Genomic DNA, 18,538 nt, shown 5'->3' with positions numbered 1-18,538 from the left:
GCCCATCCTCGCTTCTCCACCGGGAGGAGGCCGAGGATGGGCGAGCGACGTCGCGCGATCGGGGCGCTGGCCGCCCTGTCTCTCTGGGTCGCCGCCGGTCCGGCCGAGGCGGAAGGGACCGCGCCGAGCTACCCGGGCCAGAAGGAAGGCGACTGGGAAGCGCGCGACTTCCGCTTCCAGGGCGGCGAGACCCTGGCGACGGTCCGGCTCCACTACGTCACCCTCGGCACGCCTCGGCGAGACGCCGCCGGGCGGGTGACCAACGCGGTCCTGCTCCTGCATGGAACGAGCGGCACCAGCCGCAGCCTGCTCGTCCCGACCATCGCCGGCGAGCTCTTCGGGCCGGGCCAGCCGCTCGACGCCTCGCGCTGGTACGTGATCCTGCCGGACGGGCTGGGCCGGGGCGGCTCGACCAAGCCGAGCGACGGACTGCGGGCGCGCTTTCCGAGGTACGGCTACGGCGACGTGGTGGCGCTGCAGTACCTGCTCGTGACGCAGGGGCTGGGCGTGGACCGGCTGCGGCTCGTCGCCGGCACCTCGATGGGCGGGATGCAGACGTGGATGTGGGCGGAGCGCTACCCGGACAGGGTGGACGCCGCCATGCCGATCGCCTGCCAGCCCATCGCCATCTCGGGGCGCAACCTGCTCTTCCGGCACATCCTGACGCAGGCGATCCGCGCCGACCCGGAGTGGCGCGGGGGCGACTACTCCTCCCAGCCGAAGGGATGGCTCGCCACCGCGCCGCTCTGGCCCATGATGCTCGACAGCCCCGCGCGCCTGCAGTCCCGCGGCCCCACCCGCAAGGCGGCGCTGGCGCTCTACGACGAGCTCCGCGCCGGGATGGAGAGGCACGACACCAACGACTTCCTCTACTGGGTGGAGTCGTCGTGGGACTACGATCCGGAGCCGGGGCTCACCGCCATCCGCGCCCGCGTCCTGGCGCTGAACTTCGCCGACGACGCGATCAACCCGGCCGAGATCCCGGTGGAGCCCCTCGTGAAGCGGGTGCCGCGCGGCCGGTTCGTCCTCGTCCCCGCGAGCGAGCGGACGCGGGGGCACAACACGCTCGCGCTGGCCGCCGTCTGGAAGCCCTACCTCCTGGAGCTGCTGCGCGAGCTGGACGGCCGCTGACGCCGCTCGAGCCCGACGCCGGGTCTGGCGCTACCCCAGCCGCACCCGCCGCAGCCGCAGCGCGTTCCCGATGACCGTCACGCTCGAGAAGCTCATCGCGGCGCTGGCGATCATCGGGCTGAGGAGCACGCCGAACCAGGGGTAGAGCACCCCCGCCGCGAGCGGCACCCCGGCCACGTTGTAGGCGAAGGCCCAGAAGAGGTTCTGGCGGATGTTGCGCATCACCGCCCGCGAGAGCCGGCGGGCGCGCACGATGCCCCCGAGGTCCCCCTTCACGAGCGTGAGCCCGGCGCTCTCCATCGCCACGTCGGTCCCGGTGCCCATGGCCACCCCGACGTCGGCGGCGGCGAGCGCCGGGGCGTCGTTGATGCCGTCGCCGGCCATGGCCACCCGCTGCCCCGCGCCCTTGTGGCGCGCCACCACCGCCGCCTTCTCCTGCGGCAGCACCTCCGCCTCCACCTCGTCGATCCCGACCGCGGCGGCCACCGCGAGCGCGGTGGCGCGGCTGTCGCCGGTGACCATCACCACCCGCAGCCCCTCCTCGCGCAGCGCCTTCACCGCGCCGGCGGCCGACGGCTTCACCGGATCCTCCACCGCGAGCAGCCCCGCGAGCCGCCCGCCGACCGCCAGGAACACCACCGTGGCGCCCCGGGCGCGGAGCCCGTCGGCGCGGGAGTGGAGCGGGGAGGTGTCGGCGCCGAGCCCGGCGAGGAAGGTGGCGCTCCCGAGCGCGGCGGGCCGCCCGGCCACCTGGGCCTCGATCCCCTTCCCGGGCACGGCGCGGAAGTCCTGGACCTCGAGCGCGCCCGTCGCGCCGCCGAGCCGCTCCCGCTCCCCCGCGAGGATGGCCGCCGCGAGCGGGTGCTCGCTCCCGCGCTCGAGCGCCCCCGCCACCCGCAGCACCTCCTCTTCTTCGACCCCCTCGGCGGCCGCCACCTCCGTGAGGCGCGGCTTGCCCTCGGTGAGCGTGCCGGTCTTGTCCACGAGGAGCACGTCCACCTTCTCGAACCGCTCCAGCGCCTCGGCGTTCTTCACCAGCACGCCCGCGGCGGCGCCGCGGCCGGTCCCCACCATGATGGCCATCGGCGTCGCCAGCCCGAGCGCGCACGGGCAGGCGATGATGAGGACCGCCACGGCGGCCACCAGCGCGTGGGCGAGCCGCGGGTCCGGGCCGAGGAGCGCCCAGGCCGCGAAGGCGAGCACCGACGCCGTCACCACCGCCGGCACGAACCAGCCGGCCACCTCGTCCGCGAGCCGCTGGATGGGGGCCCGGCTCCGCTGGGCGTCGCCGACCATCCGGACGATCTGCGCGAGCAGGGTGTCCTTGCCCACCCGCTCGGCCTCCATCACGAAGCCGCCGTTTCCGTTCACCGTCGCGCCGGTCACCGGATCGCCGGGCCGCTTCTCCACCGGGATCGGCTCGCCCGAGACCATCGACTCGTCCACCGACGAGCCGCCGGAGAGCACCCGCCCGTCCACCGGGACCTTCTCGCCGGGGCGGACGCGCAGCCGGTCTCCCGGCCGCACCTCCTCGACCGGCAGGTCCACCTCCTCGCCGGAGGGGCGCACCAGGCGCGCCGTCTTGGGGGCGAGCCCGAGCAGCGCCCGGAGCGCGCCCGACACGCGGCTGCGGGCCTTGAGCTCGAGCACCTGCCCGAGCAGGACCAGCTCCACGATGACCGCCGCCGACTCGAAGTAGACCGGCACCGCGCCGCCGTGGCCGCGGAACGCCTCCGGGAACGCCTCGGCCGGGAGCAGGGCCGCCGCCGCGCTGAAGGTGTAGGCGGCGCCGGTCCCGAGGCCGATGAGCGTGAACATGTTGAAGCGGCGGCTGCGGAGCGAGACCCAGGCCCGCTCGAAGAACGGCCAGCCCGCCCAGAGCACCACCGGAGAGGAGAGGGCGAGCTGGACGAGGGCGAACGGCCGCGCCCCGAGGCCGTGGGTGAGCGGCATCCCGAGCAGCATGTCGCCCATCGCGAGGAGCAGGACCAGGGCGGTCGGCCCGAGGCCCCACCAGAAGCGGCGGCTCATGTTCTCGAGCTCGGGGTTGCGCTCGTCGGCGAGCGGCATCCCGCCCACCACCATCGGCTCGAGCGCCATGCCGCAGATCGGGCACGGGACCGGCTCCTTCTCGCGGACCTCGGGATCCATCGGGCAGACCCAGACCACCTCGCCGCCGGGAGGCGCGGCCGGCGCCGGGCCGGCCATCGAGCCGGGCCCGCGGGCGAGGAAGCCCTCCGGATCGGCCGCGAACTTCGCGAGGCACTTGGGGCTGCAGAAGCCGTAGGCCCGGCCGGCGTGCTCCAGGCGGCCGCCCTTGGGCGCCTTCGGGTTCACCTCCATGCCGCAGACCGGGTCCTTCCAGAGGAAGTCCTCGGGCGCGGCCTCGAACCGCTCGCGGCAGCGCGCGCCGCAGAACGGCAGCACGAGCTTGCCGCGGGTGACGGTGCCGCCCGGGGCGGTGGCGGGATCGACCTCCATCCCGCAGACCGGGTCGTGGGGCGCGGGAGGCGTGGCGGCGGCGGCGAGGGAGGTGGGCGCGTTCTCGGTCATGGGGGTCCGGGATCCTAGTCGTTGCACGGCGCGGGCCGCACGCATTCCGCGCCGGGGCCGCCGAAGCGCGCCGGCGACGGTGACGCCGCCGGCCACGGCGTGACCGCCGGGGTGACGGTCCGGGCCGCCTGCGTGGGAGCCGGTCGCCGCCCGGGCGGTTCACGAAGGGGCGCGGGCTGCCCCGGGGCCGGGCCGCGCGACGGGACGGGGGTCCCGGCCGGCGCCCTCAGATCCCCGGCGCGGGGCGGGCCGGGGCCGGCGGGACGTAGCGGCTCACCGCCGCGATGACGTCGTCGAGGTCGAACGGCTTCTCGAGCCAGCCCTCGGCCCCGATCTCGGTGGCGCGCGCCTTGGCGTTCTCGGCCGCCGTGATGACGAGGATGGGCGCGCCGCGGTCCCAGCGCCGCCGGAACTCGCGGGCGAACTCCCAGCCGTTCATGCGCGGCATCCGCATGTCGAGCAGGATCACCCCCGGCATCGCCGCCTCGACCTGCTCGAGCGCCTCCAGCCCGTCGGCGGCGCGGCGCACCGTGAAGCCCGCGTCGAGGAGCACCATCTCCATGAGCGCCGACAGGTCGGCGTCGTCCTCGACCACCAGCACGTCGCGTCGGCCCGTCATGTGGTCTCCTCGGCGAGCGGGAGGCTGAAGGAGAAGGTGGACCCCTCGCCCGGCTCGCTCTCGAACCAGATCCGGCCGCCGTGGCGGGCGACGATCTCCCGGCTCATCTCGAGCCCGACGCCTAGCCCGCCGTAGTCCTCGGAGGTGCCCGCGTGGGCGCGGTAGAAGCGCTCGAAGACGTGCGGCTGCCGGTCCGCCGGGATGCCGAGGCCGCGGTCCCGGATCGAGACCACCGCCTGGCCCTCGGTGACGCGCACCGTCGCGTCCACGTCGCCGCCCTCCGGGGAGAAGCGGACCGCGTTGTCGATGAGGTTCACGAGCACCTGCTCCACGCGCTCCCGGTCGGCGTTCACCGGGGCGGCGGGGCAGGGGTGGAAGCGGAGCCGGTGCCCCGAGGCCACGGCCTGCATCCGCTGCACCACCTCGTCCGCCAGCGGCACGAGGTCGAAGGCGGTCCGGCGCAGCTCGGCGTTGCCGAGCCGGAAGCGCGAGACCTCGAGCAGGTGCTGCACCAGGCGGTTGAGCCGCTCCACCTGCCGGATGACGGTCTGCAGGGCGGGCCGCTCGCTCTCCTGCCGCTTGGAGATGAGCTGCGCGTAGGCCTTCACCACCGCGAGCGGCGTCTTGAACTCGTGCGCCGCGGTCGAGAAGAACTCCTCGCGCAGGTCCTCGAACCGCTTCTCCTCGGTCCGGTCGCGCAGCACCGCCACCGTGAGCCGGACCGGCCCCTGCTCCTCGCCCCGCACGGGCGCCGTCGAGACCCGCAGGAACACCTCGCGCCCGTCCGGCCGCAGGTAGCGCGCCTCGTAGTGGACCGACTCGCCGGCGAGGGCGCGGCGGGTCGAGAGGCGCTCGAGCGGGATGGGCTTCCCGTCCTCGTCGCGGAGCCGGCCGCCGCCGGCGAGCTCCGACAGGTTCCGGAGCAGGTCCTGCGGAGGATGGCCGAGCAGCTCGGCCGCCGCGGGGTTGGCCGCCACGACGCGCAGGTCCCGGTCCACCACCAGCACGCCGTCGCTCATGCTGTCCACCACCGCCCGCATCTGCCGCTCGATGCGGCGCAGGCCGGCCGAGCCGTGGCGGATGAGGGCGTAGAGCAGGACCGCGGTGACGAAGACGTACCCCCAGCCCTTGGCGGTGGCGTAGTAGCCCCGCTGGACCGGATCCTCCACCAGCGCCTCCATCAGCCGGTCGGAGAAGAGGATCCAGATGGCGCCGATGAGGGCGTACAGCGTGGCGATGCGCAGCGGGGTCACTCCGGGAACCGGGAGCGGCGACGTCGGCGGGTGGGCTCCCGACGGCTCCGGCGGCGGCAGGCCGTGGATGGGGCCCGGCGGCCCGGGTGGCTGTGGCGTGGCAGGCACGGATCGCGCAGACGGCTCCCGGCCCATCATCGCAGCGTGCGCGGTTCTTCGCGCCTGCCCAATACGGGGCAGGTGGCGATTTCACCCCGGGGCGGAGGTCAGGTGCCCTGGGGCAGCGCTCGCCGGGCCGGGAAGGCAGGCAGGGACGCGGCGGCCGCCGGGGCGCGGCTCGCCGGGACCCGCATGATCGGGGTGGCCTGGTACCGGACGTCGATGACCACCACCTCGTCGCCGTCGCTCCGGGCCTCTCGCCGGGAGAGGCCCGCCTCGTCGAGCTGGACGCCCCCGCCGTACCGCGCCAGCAGGGGGGCGAGGTAGCGGCGCATCACCTCCCGCCCGCCGGCGCGGTCGAAGGCGACGTAGTGCCAGCCGCACTCCGGGTGGTCGTGCCAGCGCCCCGGGGAGAGCGGGCGCGAAACGTGGTCGTACAGGAGCTCGATGACGTCGAAGAGCTCGGGCTCGCCGTAGCCGCGCCAGCGCGCCTCGACCGGGAAGAGCCCGGCGCGCCCGGCGAGCAGCTCGAGCTGCTGCCGCGGCTCGGGGCCGAGCCGGCCGGGCGTGAAGCCCGACGGGCACTCCACCCCCATCCACTCCTGGAAGAAGCCCTCGCGCCGGAGGTGGCGCAGGACGGCGACCACCTGGGGCTTCAGCTCCTCGAACGACAGCGGCGCCGCGCCGGTCCGGGCCGAGTAGTACAGGTGTGGGGTCATCGGCGCGCCTCCCCCGAGCGCGGGATCATCTTACACATCGGGCGCGGAACGCGTCAGGAATCTGACGGGGGCGCGGCGGCGCCGTGGCGACGCGGCCCGCCGGGCACGCCCCGATGGCCGGAACGGGCGTGCTATAAGCCGCGCCGTGTCCGGCCCGGAGATCCTCGTCGTCGCTGGGGAAGCGAGCGCAGACCTGCACGCGGCGCGCGTGCTGGAGGAGCTGCGCCAGCTCCGCCCGGACGTGCGGGCCTTCGGCGTCGGCGGGCCGCGGCTCCGGGCGGCCGGGCTGGAGGCCCTCCACCCGGCCGAGGCCATCTCGGTGATGGGGTTCGCCGAGGTGCTCCCCGCCATCCCGCGCATCCTCGGCATCCTGCGCGACGTCGCCCGGGCGGCCGAGGCGCGCCGGCCCCGCGTGGCGCTCCTCGTGGACCTGCCCGACTTCAACCTGCGGCTCGCGAAGCGGCTCAAGCGGCTCGGGGTGACGGTCGTCTACTACGTCTCCCCCATGATCTGGGCCTGGCGCCGCGGCCGGGCCCGCCAGATCGCCCGGGTGGTGGATCGGATGCTCTGCATCCTCCCCTTCGAGGAGCGCTTCTACGAGGGGACCGGCGTCTCGGCCCGCTTCGTCGGCCACCCGCTCGCGGAGCGGCCCGCCCCGGCGGCCCCGGCCGCGTACCGGGCCGCCCTCGGCCTCGAGGCCTCCCGGACCACGGTGGCCCTCGTCCCCGGCAGCCGGCCGAGCGAGCTGGCGCGCATCTTCCCGCCCATGCTCGAGGCCGCCGAGCGGATCCGCGCCGGCCACCCCGACGCGCAGTTCGTCGTGCCGGTCGCCCCGACGCTGGCCGCGGCCGCCCTCGCGCCCTACCTCACGCGCCACCCGGCGCTCCCGGTGAAGCTCGTGGACGGCCGGGCCGACGAGGCGGTCGGCGCGAGCGACGCGGCGCTGGTGAAGAGCGGCACCTCCACCCTCGAGACCGCCCTGATGCTGCGGCCGATGGTGGTGGTCTACCGGCTCTCCTGGCTCTCCTATTTCATCGGGCGCGCGTTCGTCCGGCTCGCCCACTTCGCCCTGGTGAACATCCTCGCCGGGCGCCGCCTCGTGCCGGAGCTGCTCCAGCGCGAGGCGAGCCCGGAGCGGATGGCGCGAGAGATCACCCACCTGCTCGACGACCCGGCCGCCCGGGCGGCGCAGCTCGCCGGCCTCGCCGAGGTGCGCAGCTCCCTCGGCGGCCCGGGGGCGGCGCGCCGCGTGGCCGAGGAGATCGCGGGAGCACTCCGATGACCCACCCCGACAACGACCGCCGGCCGGCGCTGGTCTGCCTGCCCACCTACAACGAGCGCGACAACCTCGCCCCCATCGTGGAGGCCATCCTGGCGGCGACGCCGGAGGTGGACGTCCTCGTCATCGACGACAACTCGCCCGACGGCACCGGGGCGCTGGCCGACGGGCTGGCCGCGCGGACCGGCCGCGTCCACGTGCTGCACCGGGCCGGCAAGGAGGGGCTGGGCAAGGCCTACCTCGCCGGCTTCGCCTGGGCGCTCGCGCGCGGGTACGAGCGCGTGCTCGAGATGGACGCCGACTTCTCCCACGACCCGAAGTACCTGCCGGCCATGCTCGCGCTCTCGAAGGACGCCGACCTCGTGCTCGGCTCGCGCAACGTGCCGGGCGGCGGGACGGTGAACTGGGGCCTCGGCCGGCGGCTGCTCTCGAAGGGCGGGAGCCTGTACGCCCGCACCATCCTCGGGCTCGAGGTGCGCGACCTCACCGGCGGCTTCAAGTGCTTCCGGCGCGAGGTGCTCGAGGCCATCGACCTGCCGACGGTGCAGTGCTCGGGCTACGCCTTCCAGATCGAGCTCACCTTCCGCGCGGCGCGCAAGGGCTTCCGCATCCGCGAGCTCCCCATCACCTTCGTGGACCGGCGGGTTGGCCAGTCCAAGATGTCGCGGCGGATCGTGCTGGAAGCGATCGCGAAGGTGTGGTCCATTCGCCTGAGCGGGTTCCACTAGGCGGAAGGGTCGGCGTTGCGGCAGGTGCTCTACAACGGGTTCGTCGCGCTCTCGGCCGTCTTCGTGGTGGTCGATCCGGTCGCGGCCGTGCCCTTCTTCCTCGCCATGACGAGCGAGGTGGACCCGGTGCGCCGGCGCGGGGTGGCGCGCCGCGCCGCCTTCGTCACCTGGCTCGTGCTCACCGGCTTCGCCGTCGCCGGCGCCGCGCTCTTCCGGGCGCTCGGCATCAGCCTGCCGGCCTTCAAGATCGCGGGCGGCGTGCTGCTGCTCATCATGGCGGTGGACATGCTGCAGACCCGCGCCTCGGAGGCCCGCATCACCGAGGGCGAGGTCCAGGCCGGCGCGCGCAAGGAGGACATCGCCATCGTCCCCCTGGCGATGCCGCTCCTCGCCGGTCCGGGCTCCATCGCCACGGTCGTGGTGCTCATGACCCGCGCCCGCTCCGGGCCGTGGTGGGGGACCCTCCCGGTGCTCTTCGCGGTGCTGGTCACCTCGGTGGCCGCCTACCTCGTGCTCGCGGGCGCCTCGCAGGTGGATCGGGTGCTCGGCCACACCGGGATGAACATCCTCCAGCGCGTGGCCGGCCTGCTGCTCGCCGCCATCGCCATCCAGTTCATGCTGGACGGGCTCGGCGACGTCCTCCCGCAGCTCATCCGGCGCGCCTGACGGCCCGTGGAGCAGGCCCTGGGCGCCCGGCCCGCCGGCCGCCGCGCAGGTTCCCGAATTTCCTGGGAGTGCATGCCGGGCGGTCCCGAAAAGGGGCAGCCCGCTCCTCCCTTTCGGTGGTAAATGGAGGTGAGGCACAACGGACAAGGGGCATACATGCCGAACGACCGTGTGATCCGAACCTTCGCCATCGTGGGTGCCGACGGGTCTGGAAAGACCGCCCTCGTGGAGAACCTGCTGCGCTTCGCCGATCCAAAGCGCGCCTCCGCCGAGGGCTCGACCTCCCGCCTCGACGCCGAGCCGGAGGAGAAGAAGCGGAACTTCACCCTCAGCATCCACCCGGAGAGCTTCGAGCACGAGGGGCGGACCTTCCACGCCCTCGACTGCCCCGGCTTCGCCGCCTTCCTCACCGAGGTCGAGTGGGCGCTCCAGGTCACCGACGGGGCCGTGCTCGCTCTCTCCGCCGCCGAGGGGGCCCACAACCACGCCGAGCGCGCCTTCGACGTGCTCTCCGAGTCGGGGCGCCCCACCATCGGCCTCATCGGCCGGCTCGACCACGAGCAGGCCGACTTCCTCAAGACCCTCACCGACATCGAGAGCTCGCTCAAGGTGAAGGCGGTCCCGCTCGTGCTCCCCATCGGGCAGGGGACCCGGCTGAAGGGGCTCGTGGACCTCGTCACCATGCGGGCCGAGCTGGTGGACAAGACCTTCGGCAAGGAGACCGAGGTCGAGATCCCGCCGGAGCTGAAGGCGGAGGCGGAGGCCTACCGGACCACGCTGCTCGAGGCCGCCGCCGAGGCCGACGACGCGCTGCTCGGCAAGTACCTCGACGGCGAGCCGCTCACGCCCGAGGAGATCTACCGCGGCGTCGCGGCCGGGGCGGCGGCGCAGCGGTTCCTGCCGGTCACCTGCTCGGCGGCCAAGCTGGGCGTCGGCCTGCGCGAGCTGCTCGACATCGTGGTGAAGGTGCTGCCCGGCCCCGAGTCCCGGATCGTGAAGGGGAAGGACCTCGGCGGCCACGAGGTCACCGTGCCGGCCACGCCCGAGGCGCCCTTCGCGGCCCAGGTCTTCCGCACCTCCATCGACCACTTCGCGGGCCGGGTGGACTACGCCCGCATCCTCTCGGGCACGCTGCGCCACGACGCCCTCCTCATGAACCCGCGGACGCGGGTCGAGGAGCGCGTCGGCCACTTCTACCGGACCGACGGCGCGCAGACCTCCGAGGTCGCCGAGGCCGGACCGGGCGACATCGTGGTGCTCCTCAAGCTCAAGGACGCGCGCACCGGCGACACGCTCTGCGACCGCGACCACCCGCTGGCGCTCCCCGAGTTCCGCCCGCCCAACCGGCCGGTCGCCTACGCCATGCACTCGAAGGGCGGCGACGACAAGGCGGCGGCCGCGCTCCACAAGCTCGTGGAGGAGGACCCGTCGCTCGAGCTGGTGCGCTCGCCCGAGACCGGCGAGATGCTGCTCAAGGGGATGGGCCAGGCGCACATCGAGGTGACCGTCGAGCGGCTCAAGCGGAAGCACCAGGTCGAGGTCACGCTGGCCACGCCCACGCCGGCCTACCTCGAGACCATCACCGCGCCCGCCAAGGCGCAGGGCAAGTTCAAGCGGCAGACCGGCGGGCACGGCCAGTACGGCGACGCCCACGTCGAGCTCTCGCCCAAGCCGCGCGGCGAGGGCTTCGAGTTCGAGGACGCCATCGTCGGCGGCGTCATCCCCCGCCAGTTCATCCCCTCGGTCGAGAAGGGCATCCGCAACTCGATCGGCTCGGGCCCGCTCGCGGGGTACCCGGTGGTGGACTTCAAGGCCAAGCTCACCTTCGGCAGCTACCACGACGTGGACAGCTCGGACATGGCGTTCCAGGTGGCGGGCTCGATGGCCTTCAAGAAGGCCGTCCACGAGGCCCGCCCCATCCTGCTCGAGCCGATCATGCGGCTCGAGATCCGGGTGCCGGAGGAGTACGTCGGCGCGGTGATGGGCGACCTCAACAGCCGCCGCGCCCGCGTCCAGGGCATGGAGCCCGTCGCCCGCGGCGTGCTGGTCCGGGCGCTCTGCCCGCACGCGGAGGCGATGAGCTACGACGCCGACCTGCGCTCGCTGACGCAGGGGGCGGGCTACTTCACGATGGAGCCCTCCCACTACGACCCGGTGCCGCCGCACATCGCGCAGAAGATCATCGAGAAGCGGCGCGCCGAGGGGAAGGTCAAAGGGGTCGAGGAGTAGGGCAGGGCGAGGGTGCCAACGGGGCCGGTCTGCTCTAGGATGGCGCCGCCTTGAGCGCCTACCTCCGCCTGCTCGGCTTCACCCGCCCGTACCGCTGGCGCTTCGCCGGCGCGCTCGGCTGCATGCTCGTGCTGGCCGCGGCCACCGCGGCCTACGTGAACCTGCTCGGGCCGGTGCTCGAGTTCCTCTTCACGGGGCGCACCGGCGCGGTGGCGAGCCTGGGCCGCTTCCTGCCGTCGTCGCTCGACTTCCCGGGGTGGCTGGCGCGCGCCGATCGCGAGCAGCTCCTCGGCTGGCTCCCGCCCATCATCGTGGGCGTCGCCCTGGTGAAGGGGGCCGCCTACTTCGGCCAGTTCTACCTCATGGGCATGGTGTCGCAGCGGGTGGTGGCCGACCTGCGCACGGCCCTCTTCGACCACCTGCTCCGGCTCTCGCCCGCCTTCTTCTCGCGCCGCCACTCGGGCGACCTCATGAGCCGCTTCTCCGCCGACGTGCAGGCGGTGGACACGGCGGTCTCCTACGCGCTCGCGAGCTACATCCGCGACGGGCTCACCATCCTGGTGATGCTCGTGAACTGCTTCGTGCTCGACTGGCGGCTCTCCCTCATGGCCTTCGTGGCCGTGCCGGCCACGCTCCTGCCCATCGCCCGCTTCGCGCGCCGCCTCAAGAAGGTGACCGCGCAGTCGCAGGGCGCGCTCGGCCACATCGCCGAGATGGTGCAGGAGGCGATCTCCGGCATCCGGGTGGTGCAGGCCTTCGGCATGGAGGGGTGGGAGTCGCGCCGCTTCAAGGAGGAGAACCAGCGCTGGATCCGGATCATGCGCCGCAGCTTCTTCGTGCGGGCGCTCTCCTCGCCGCTCATGGAGGCCATCGCCGCGGTGGGGCTCTCGCTCGCCATCTGGTGGGTGGGCGGCCGGATCCTCCACGGCGAGCTCGACGCGGGGAAGTTCTTCTCCTTCGTCGCCGCGGTGCTGCTCCTCTACACGCCGGTGAAGCAGCTCGGGAAGGTGGGCCAGATCGCGCTGCAGGGCGCCGCCGCCGCCGAGCGGATCTTCGAGGTGCTCGACGCCCGGAGCGGCGTGCCCGACGCCGGCACCCGCGCGCTGCCGCCGTTCCAGGGCGCCATCCGCTACGAGGAGGTCGGCTTCTCCTACGGCGACCGGCCGGTGCTGCGCGGCGTGAGCTTCGAGGTGCGCCGCGGCGAGGTGGTGGCGCTCGTCGGCGCCTCCGGCGGCGGCAAGACCACCGTCGCGAACCTCTTGCCGCGCTTCTGGGACGTGCAGCAGGGGCGGGTGACGGTGGACGGGCTCGACGTCCGCGAGGTCCCGCTCGCCGCCCTGCGCGCGCAGGTGGCCCTGGTCACGCAGGACACCGTGCTCTTCAACGACAGCGTCCGGGCCAACATCGCCTACGGCCGGCCGGACATCTCGGCGGACGAGGTGGAGCGGGCGGCGCGGATGGCGCACGCGCACGACTTCATCGCCGCGCTGCCGGCCGGCTACGACACCGTGATCGGAGAGAAGGGGGTGCTCCTCTCCGGCGGGCAGCGCCAGCGCATCGCCATCGCCCGCGCCTTCCTCAAGGACGCGCCCATCCTGGTGCTCGACGAAGCCACGAGCGCCCTCGACGCCGAGAGCGAGCGCGAGGTGCAGCGGGCGCTCGAGGGGCTCATGGGGCTGTCGGGCGAGGGCGGGCAGCGGACCACCCTCGTCATCGCCCACCGGCTCTCCACCATCCGCGGCGCCGACCGGATCGTGGTCCTCGCGGGCGGGCGGGTCGTCGAGACCGGCCGCCACGACGAGCTGGTCGCGCGCGGCGGCGAGTACGCCCGGCTCTACCGGATCTACGAGGGCGGGCACGGGGAGGCCGCGCCGGTGGTGCGGGCCGCGCCGTGAGCGGGCGCCGCGCCCTCGGCGCGCTCGCGCTGCTCCTGCTCGCCTGGGCCGGGTTCGGGCTCTGGATCCGCTCGCGCCGGGCGCCCGAGCTGCCGCGGCCGGCGGGCGAGGTCCGGGGCGCGTACCACGTCCACACCCGCAAGAGCGACGGGCGCGGGACGCTCGACGAGGTGGTGGCGGCCGCGCGCCAGGCCGGGCTCCAGTTCGTGGTGATCTCGGATCACAACGTGCTCGCGCCCGAGGACGCGGGCTGGCGCGGCGGGGTGCTGGTCATCGAGGCGAGCGAGGTCTCCTCGCCCTACGGGCACATCGTGGGGCTCGGGCTCCCGCGCGCGCTCACGAAGGAGGAGCGGCTCCGGGACACCCTCGGCAGCATCTCCGCGCTGGGCGGGGCGGCCGCGCTGGCCCACCCGCTCCACCCGAAGCGCCCCTTCGCCCGCTGGAGCCGGCACGACTGGGTCGGCTTCGAGGTGATCTCGAACGACAGCTTCTGGGGCAACACGCTCCACGGCCGCCACCTCCTGCGCGCGCTCGCGGCGGTGCTGGCGTTCCCCTGGGACGACGCGCAGTCGCCCCTCGCGCTCTACCGACGGCCCGACGCCGAGCTCGCCCGCTACGACGCCCTCGACCCGGCCGAGCGCCACCCGCTCCTCTGCTCCGCCGACGCGCACGGCTGGCCGAGCTACCGCGCCGCCTTCCGCGCGTTCTCGATGCACGTCCCGGTCCGGCTCACCGGCGACGCCCCCGAGGACTCCGCCCGGGTGATCTCGGCCCTGCTCGAGGGGAACGCCGCCTGCGTCTTCGACGGCGTGGCGCCGGCCTGGGGCGCCGACCTCCGGCTCGACCCGGCGCGCGACGCCTTCACCTTCACGGCCGAGCAGGCCGCGCCCTCGCGGGCGAGCTACGTTCTCCTCCGCGACGGCCAGCCCTTCGGGGCGGCCCGTCCGGTGCCCGGCGGCGCCCGCTTCGAGTGCGGCGGCCCGTGCCCGCGCGGCGCCTACCGGGTCGAGGCGCGCTGGGGCGGCCGGCCCTGGATCTTCACCAACCCGGCGTACATCGAGTAGAAGCGGGGGGCCGTGCACTTCGTCTACGCCGTCGCGAGCTACGTGCTCTTCCTGGCGCTCCTGCCGGCGCTGCTCTTCCACCCGAAGCTGCGCCACGGCATCCCCTTCCGGCTCGGGCTGTACCGGCGCTCCATCCGCCGCACCCTGCGCCGCGCGCGGGGCGGCCCCCGCATCTGGCTCCACGGCGCCTCGGCGGGCGACCTGCTCTCGCTGCAGCCCATGATGGAGGAGCTCAAGGCCCGCGAGCCCTCCTGCCGCATCCTGGTCACCACCATGACCAACAGCGGCCTCGCCATGGCGCGCAAGAAGCTCTCCTCGGCCGACATCGTGCTCTACGCGCCCTACGACCTCCCCGGCGCCACGCGGCGCGCCGTGGCGCGGCTCCAGCCCGACCTGCTCGTGCTCGAGTACACCGAGATCTGGCCCAACCTCATCCGGGCGGCGCGCCGGGGCGGCGCCCGGATCGCCCTCACCAACGGCCGCTTCAACCCGCGCAAGCTGCCCCGTTACCGCGCGCTCTTCCGGGCCATCGGCAACCCGCTCGCGTCGATCGACCTCTTCCTCATGCGCTCCGACGAGGAGGCGAAGCGGGTCCTCGGGCTGGGCGCGGCCCCCGACCGCGTCTGGGTGACCGGGAACACCAAGTTCGACGCCCTGGTGCTCGACCCGGGCGCGGGGCGCGACGAGGCGCTGCGCGGCGAGATGGGGCTCCCCGAGGGCAGCCTGGTCTTCATGGCCGGCTCCACGCACGAGGGGGAGGAGGAGCGGGTGCTCGAGGTCTACCGCGGGCTGCGCCAGCGCCACCCGGCGCTCCGGCTGGTGGTGGCGCCCCGCTACGTCGAGCGGGCCGGGCGGATCGTGGCGCTCGCCCACGAGCGGGGGCTCAGCGCCCGGCTCCGCAGCGCCGGCGCGGCCGGGGGCAGCGCCGACGTGACCGTGCTCGACACCATCGGCGAGCTCGCCACCGCCTACGGCCTCGCCACCCTGGTCTTCGTCGGCGGGAGCTTCGTCTCCCGCGGCGGGCAGAACGTGCTCGAGCCGGCGGCGCGCGGCAAGCCGGTGCTCTTCGGGCCGCACATGGAGAACTTCCAGGACAGCGTCACCGTGCTCGTCGGCCGCGGCGGCATCCAGGTGGCGTCGCCGGCGCACCTGCAGCAGGTCGCCGCCGAGCTCCTCGACCGGCCCGACACCGTGGCCGAGCTCGGCCGGCTGGCGCGGGCCGCCGTCACCAGCACGCGCGGGGCGAGCGCGCGCAACGTGGATCACATGCTGAAGCTCCTGCGGCGGGGGAGGGCGGCGGCGTGAGCGCCCCGAGCCCCCGCGCCATCCTCCTCGTGCGCTACAGCGCGCTCGGCGACGTGGTCCTCGCCACGAGCCTGCTCGCGCCGCTCAAGGAGCGCTTCCCCGAGGCGCGCCTGGAGTGGGTCACCGATCCGGCCTTCGTCCCGCTGCTGCACGGGCTCCCGGAGCTCGCGGCCGTCCACGCGCTCCACCGCGACGTCCCGGAGCGGGCGCTGCAGCTCCGCGACCAGCTCAAGGGCCGGTTCGACGTGGTGGTGGACCTGCAGAACAAGGTCCGCAGCGCCGTGGTGGCCCGCGCCGCCGCCCCGGTGCGGCTCGTGTTCCGCCGCCGGTCGCCCGGGCAGGCGGTGCTCTCGCTCGTGGGCAAGGATCAGATCCTGCAGCGGGCGCACGCCACGCGGCTCTACGCCGAGGTGCTGGCGCCGCTCGGGGTCACCGGCCCCGGGCCGCTCCGGATCCACCTCTCCCCGCGCGCCCGGGCGCTCGCCGCCGACGCCCTCGGGAAGGCGCGCGCGCCGCTCGTCGCCATCGCGCCCGGCGCCCGCTGGGCCACCAAGCGCTGGCCGGCGCAGGCCTTCGCCCGCGTGGCGGACGCCCTCGCCGCGGAGGGCGCCGCGATCGTCCTCGCCGGCGGGCCGGGCGACCGCGAGGCGCTCGAGGCGGTGCGCGCCGCGATGCGGGCGCCGGTGGCGGCCGACCTCTCGCCCTTGCCGCTCGACGCCCTGGCGGCGGCGCTCGCGCGGGTGGACCTGCTCGTCGCCAACGACTCCGGCCCGGTGCACCTCGCCGCCGCCGTGGGCACGCCCTCGGTGGCGGTCTTCGGGCCGACCTCGCCGGTGCGGTGGGGCCCGCCCGCGCCGAGCCGCGTGGTGGCCCTCGGCATCTCCTGCGCGCCCTGCTCCAACCACGGCGGGCACGTCTGCCCGCGCGGCCACCACCGCTGCCTCGCCGACCTGGAGCCGCGGGCCGTCCTCGAGGCCGCGCGCGAGCTCCTCGCGTGAGCCGGCTCGAGCGGTACTGGTGGCGCGACGGCCCGCCCCCGGGAGGGCGCGCCGCGGCCCTGCCGCTCGCGGCCGGAGAGGCGCTCTTCCGCGCCGGCGGCGCCCTCCGGCGCGCCCTCTACGACCGGGCGCTGCTCCCGTCCTTCCGCGCGGCCGTCCCGGTGGTCTCGGTGGGCAACCTGGTCGTGGGCGGCGCCGGGAAGACCCCGGTGGCGCTCGCCATCGGCGCCCGGCTCCTCGCGCGCGGGGAGCGGCTCGCGGTGCTCTCGCGGGGCTACGGCGCCGAGCGCTCCGGCCCGCGCGTGGTCTCCGACGGCGAGCGGCTGCTGCTCGACGTGCGCGGCGCGGGGGACGAGCCGACCCTCATCGCCCGCCGGCTCCCCGCGGCGCGGGTGCTCTGCGGCCCCCGGCGCGCCGAGCTGGCCCGGCGGGCGGTCGCGGACCTGGGCGCGAGCGCGCTCCTGCTCGACGACGGCTTCCAGCACCGGGCGCTGGCGCGGGACCTCGACGTGGTGGTGCTCGACGCCGCCGATCCCTTCGGCAACGGCCGGCTCCTGCCGCGGGGCCCGAACCGCGAGCCGCCCTCGGCGCTCGGGCGCGCCGGCCTGCTCTGGCTCACGCGCGTGGACGCCGGCCACCCGGAGGTGCTCGAGGGGCTGCGCGAGCTCGCCCGGCGCCTCACCGGGCGCGGGCCGGTCGAGTCGGTCCACGCCCCCGTGGCGATCCTCGACGGGGCGCTCGAGCACGCCGCCGACCTGGGTGCGCTCCGCGGCTGCCGGGTGCTGCTCCTCACGGCCATGGCCCGCCCGGAGCGCTTCCGCGCCACCGTGGAGCAGCTCGGCGCCGAGGTGACCGCCGAGCGCTCCTACCGCGACCACCACTTCTTCTCGGACGCCGAGGTGGAGGCGGCGCTCGACGACGCCGCCAGGGAGCGCTGCCACTTCACGCTCGTGACCGAGAAGGACGCGGTGCGCCTCTCGCCCGCCGCGGCCCGCCACCCCCGCCTGCGCGCCCTCCGCATCCAGGCGCAGGTGGCGGCCGGGGAGGGGGAGCTCTCGGCGGCGCTCGACGCGGCGCTCGCCGCCGGGAGGGGCGCGTGACCCCGCTCCTCTCGCGGCTGCCGCGACGGCTCCTCCTGGCCGTCTTCGGCGCGCTCGCGTGGCTCGCCTGGGCGCTCCGGATCCGGCGCCGGGTGGTGCTCGAGAACCTGCGGCTCGCCTTCCCGGAGAAGGGGGAGGCGGAGCGGCGCGCCATCGCCCGGGCCACCTACCTCCACCTCGGCGAGGTCGCGGCCGACTTCCTGCGGGTCCCGGCGCTCTCCCGGGACGAGCTGGCGGGCATCTTCGAGTACCAGGGCTGGGAGGCCTTCGAGGCCGCCCGGGCGCGCGGGAAGGGGGTCATCGCCTGCACCGCCCACTTCGGCAACTTCGAGGTGCTCGCCGCCGCCCACACCCTGCGCGGCGTGCCCATCACCATGATCAGCCGGAAGATGGGCCGCTCCGGCGCCAACGACCTGTGGCGGGGCGTGCGCGCCCGCGCCGGCGTGGAGGATCTCGTGGCGAGGCGCGGCGAGACGCTCCGGGCCGCGCGCGCGGCCCTCGCCCGGGGGCGGACCCTCGGCTACGTCATCGACCAGAACCAGCCGGCGCGGCGGGCCGTCTTCCCCACCTTCTTCGGCGTGCCGGCCGCCACCGCGCCGACGCCGGCGCTCCTCGCCCTCCGGACCGGCGCCGCGGTGATCTTCATCCTGAGCGTGCCGCTCGGAGGCGGCCGTCACCGGGTGGTGATCGAGGGTCCGCTGGAGGTCCGGCGCACCGGAGCGCTCGACCGGGACGTGCTCGCGTTCATGCAGGATCTGAACGACCGGCTGGAGCGGCACGTCCGCGCCCACCCCGACCGGTGGTACTGGCTGCACCGTCGCTGGAAGACGCGCCCGCCGGTCGAGGCGGCCGCCCCCGCGTCGATTGACCCCTCCGAAGGGGCGCGGTAGAGACTCGCCC

Annotated in this window: 15 protein-coding genes; 11 read left to right on the top strand and 4 right to left on the bottom strand. The window is 75.1% G+C overall.

The window, feature by feature from the left end; genetic code table 11:
- Positions 1-36: 36 nt before the first annotated feature.
- Positions 37-1,131, top strand: coding sequence for an alpha/beta fold hydrolase (locus tag AMPC_RS06585; protein WP_248345355.1), 1,095 nt, complete (start codon positions 37-39; stop codon positions 1,129-1,131).
- 30 nt (positions 1,132-1,161) lie between these two features.
- Here the strand turns inward: AMPC_RS06585 and AMPC_RS06580 are convergent, their stop codons facing one another.
- The 4 genes from AMPC_RS06580 to AMPC_RS06565 form a co-directional block, all read right to left on the bottom strand.
- The gene (locus AMPC_RS06580; protein ID WP_318654319.1) at positions 1,162-3,684 is read right to left on the bottom strand and encodes a heavy metal translocating P-type ATPase; all 2,523 of its coding nucleotides are present in this window, start codon (positions 3,682-3,684) and stop codon (positions 1,162-1,164) included.
- 226 nt (positions 3,685-3,910) lie between these two features.
- Positions 3,911-4,303 (bottom strand): response regulator, encoded by a 393-nt coding sequence (locus AMPC_RS06575; protein WP_248345354.1) that lies wholly within the window; start codon positions 4,301-4,303, stop codon positions 3,911-3,913.
- Positions 4,300-5,556, bottom strand: a complete 1,257-nt coding sequence (locus AMPC_RS06570) for a sensor histidine kinase (RefSeq protein WP_248345353.1) — start codon at positions 5,554-5,556, stop codon at positions 4,300-4,302. The genes AMPC_RS06575 and AMPC_RS06570 overlap by 4 nt, the downstream gene beginning before the upstream one ends.
- Positions 5,557-5,762: 206 nt before the next feature.
- Positions 5,763-6,374, bottom strand: coding sequence for a hypothetical protein (locus tag AMPC_RS06565; protein ID WP_248345352.1), 612 nt, complete (start codon positions 6,372-6,374; stop codon positions 5,763-5,765).
- Between the two features lie 145 nt (positions 6,375-6,519).
- On the opposite strand from AMPC_RS06565, the gene lpxB reads away from it, so the two are divergent.
- From lpxB to AMPC_RS06515, 10 genes are all read left to right on the top strand, one after another.
- A complete protein-coding gene (gene lpxB / locus AMPC_RS06560) occupies positions 6,520-7,656 on the top strand; it encodes a lipid-A-disaccharide synthase (protein WP_248345351.1) in 1,137 nt (378 codons plus the stop codon).
- On the top strand, positions 7,653-8,381 hold the full coding sequence (locus AMPC_RS06555; protein ID WP_248345350.1) for a polyprenol monophosphomannose synthase: 729 nt from the start codon (positions 7,653-7,655) through the stop codon (positions 8,379-8,381). Before lpxB ends, AMPC_RS06555 begins: the two co-directional genes overlap by 4 nt.
- A gap of 24 nt (positions 8,382-8,405) precedes the next feature.
- Positions 8,406-9,047: a MarC family protein gene (locus AMPC_RS06550; protein ID WP_318654326.1), complete on the top strand. Its 642-nt coding sequence runs from the start codon at positions 8,406-8,408 to the stop codon at positions 9,045-9,047.
- 156 nt (positions 9,048-9,203) lie between these two features.
- Entirely contained in the window at positions 9,204-11,276 is a 2,073-nt protein-coding gene (locus AMPC_RS06545; protein ID WP_248345348.1) for an elongation factor G, read from the top strand.
- A 50-nt stretch (positions 11,277-11,326) separates the two neighbouring features.
- Positions 11,327-13,171, top strand: a complete 1,845-nt coding sequence (locus AMPC_RS06540) for an ABC transporter ATP-binding protein (protein WP_248345347.1) — start codon at positions 11,327-11,329, stop codon at positions 13,169-13,171.
- Positions 13,168-14,235, top strand: a complete 1,068-nt coding sequence (locus AMPC_RS06535; protein ID WP_248345346.1) for a PHP domain-containing protein — start codon at positions 13,168-13,170, stop codon at positions 14,233-14,235. The genes AMPC_RS06540 and AMPC_RS06535 overlap by 4 nt, the downstream gene beginning before the upstream one ends.
- Before the next feature lie 12 nt (positions 14,236-14,247).
- Complete coding sequence (locus AMPC_RS06530; protein WP_248345345.1) at positions 14,248-15,540, top strand: 3-deoxy-D-manno-octulosonic acid transferase; 1,293 nt, start codon at positions 14,248-14,250, stop codon at positions 15,538-15,540.
- Positions 15,537-16,538: a lipopolysaccharide heptosyltransferase II gene (gene waaF / locus AMPC_RS06525; RefSeq protein ID WP_248345344.1), complete on the top strand. Its 1,002-nt coding sequence runs from the start codon at positions 15,537-15,539 to the stop codon at positions 16,536-16,538. Before AMPC_RS06530 ends, waaF begins: the two co-directional genes overlap by 4 nt.
- On the top strand, positions 16,535-17,638 hold the full coding sequence (gene lpxK, locus AMPC_RS06520; protein ID WP_248345343.1) for a tetraacyldisaccharide 4'-kinase: 1,104 nt from the start codon (positions 16,535-16,537) through the stop codon (positions 17,636-17,638). Before waaF ends, lpxK begins: the two co-directional genes overlap by 4 nt.
- A complete protein-coding gene (locus AMPC_RS06515; protein WP_248345342.1) occupies positions 17,635-18,528 on the top strand; it encodes a lysophospholipid acyltransferase family protein in 894 nt (297 codons plus the stop codon). The genes lpxK and AMPC_RS06515 overlap by 4 nt, the downstream gene beginning before the upstream one ends.
- Positions 18,529-18,538: the final 10 nt, after the last annotated feature.

Source organism: Anaeromyxobacter paludicola (assembly GCF_023169965.1).
Classification (GTDB): domain Bacteria; phylum Myxococcota; class Myxococcia; order Myxococcales; family Anaeromyxobacteraceae; genus Anaeromyxobacter_B; species Anaeromyxobacter_B paludicola.
Note: the sequence above shows the minus strand (reverse complement) of the source record. Positions and strands in the feature narration are given on the sequence as shown.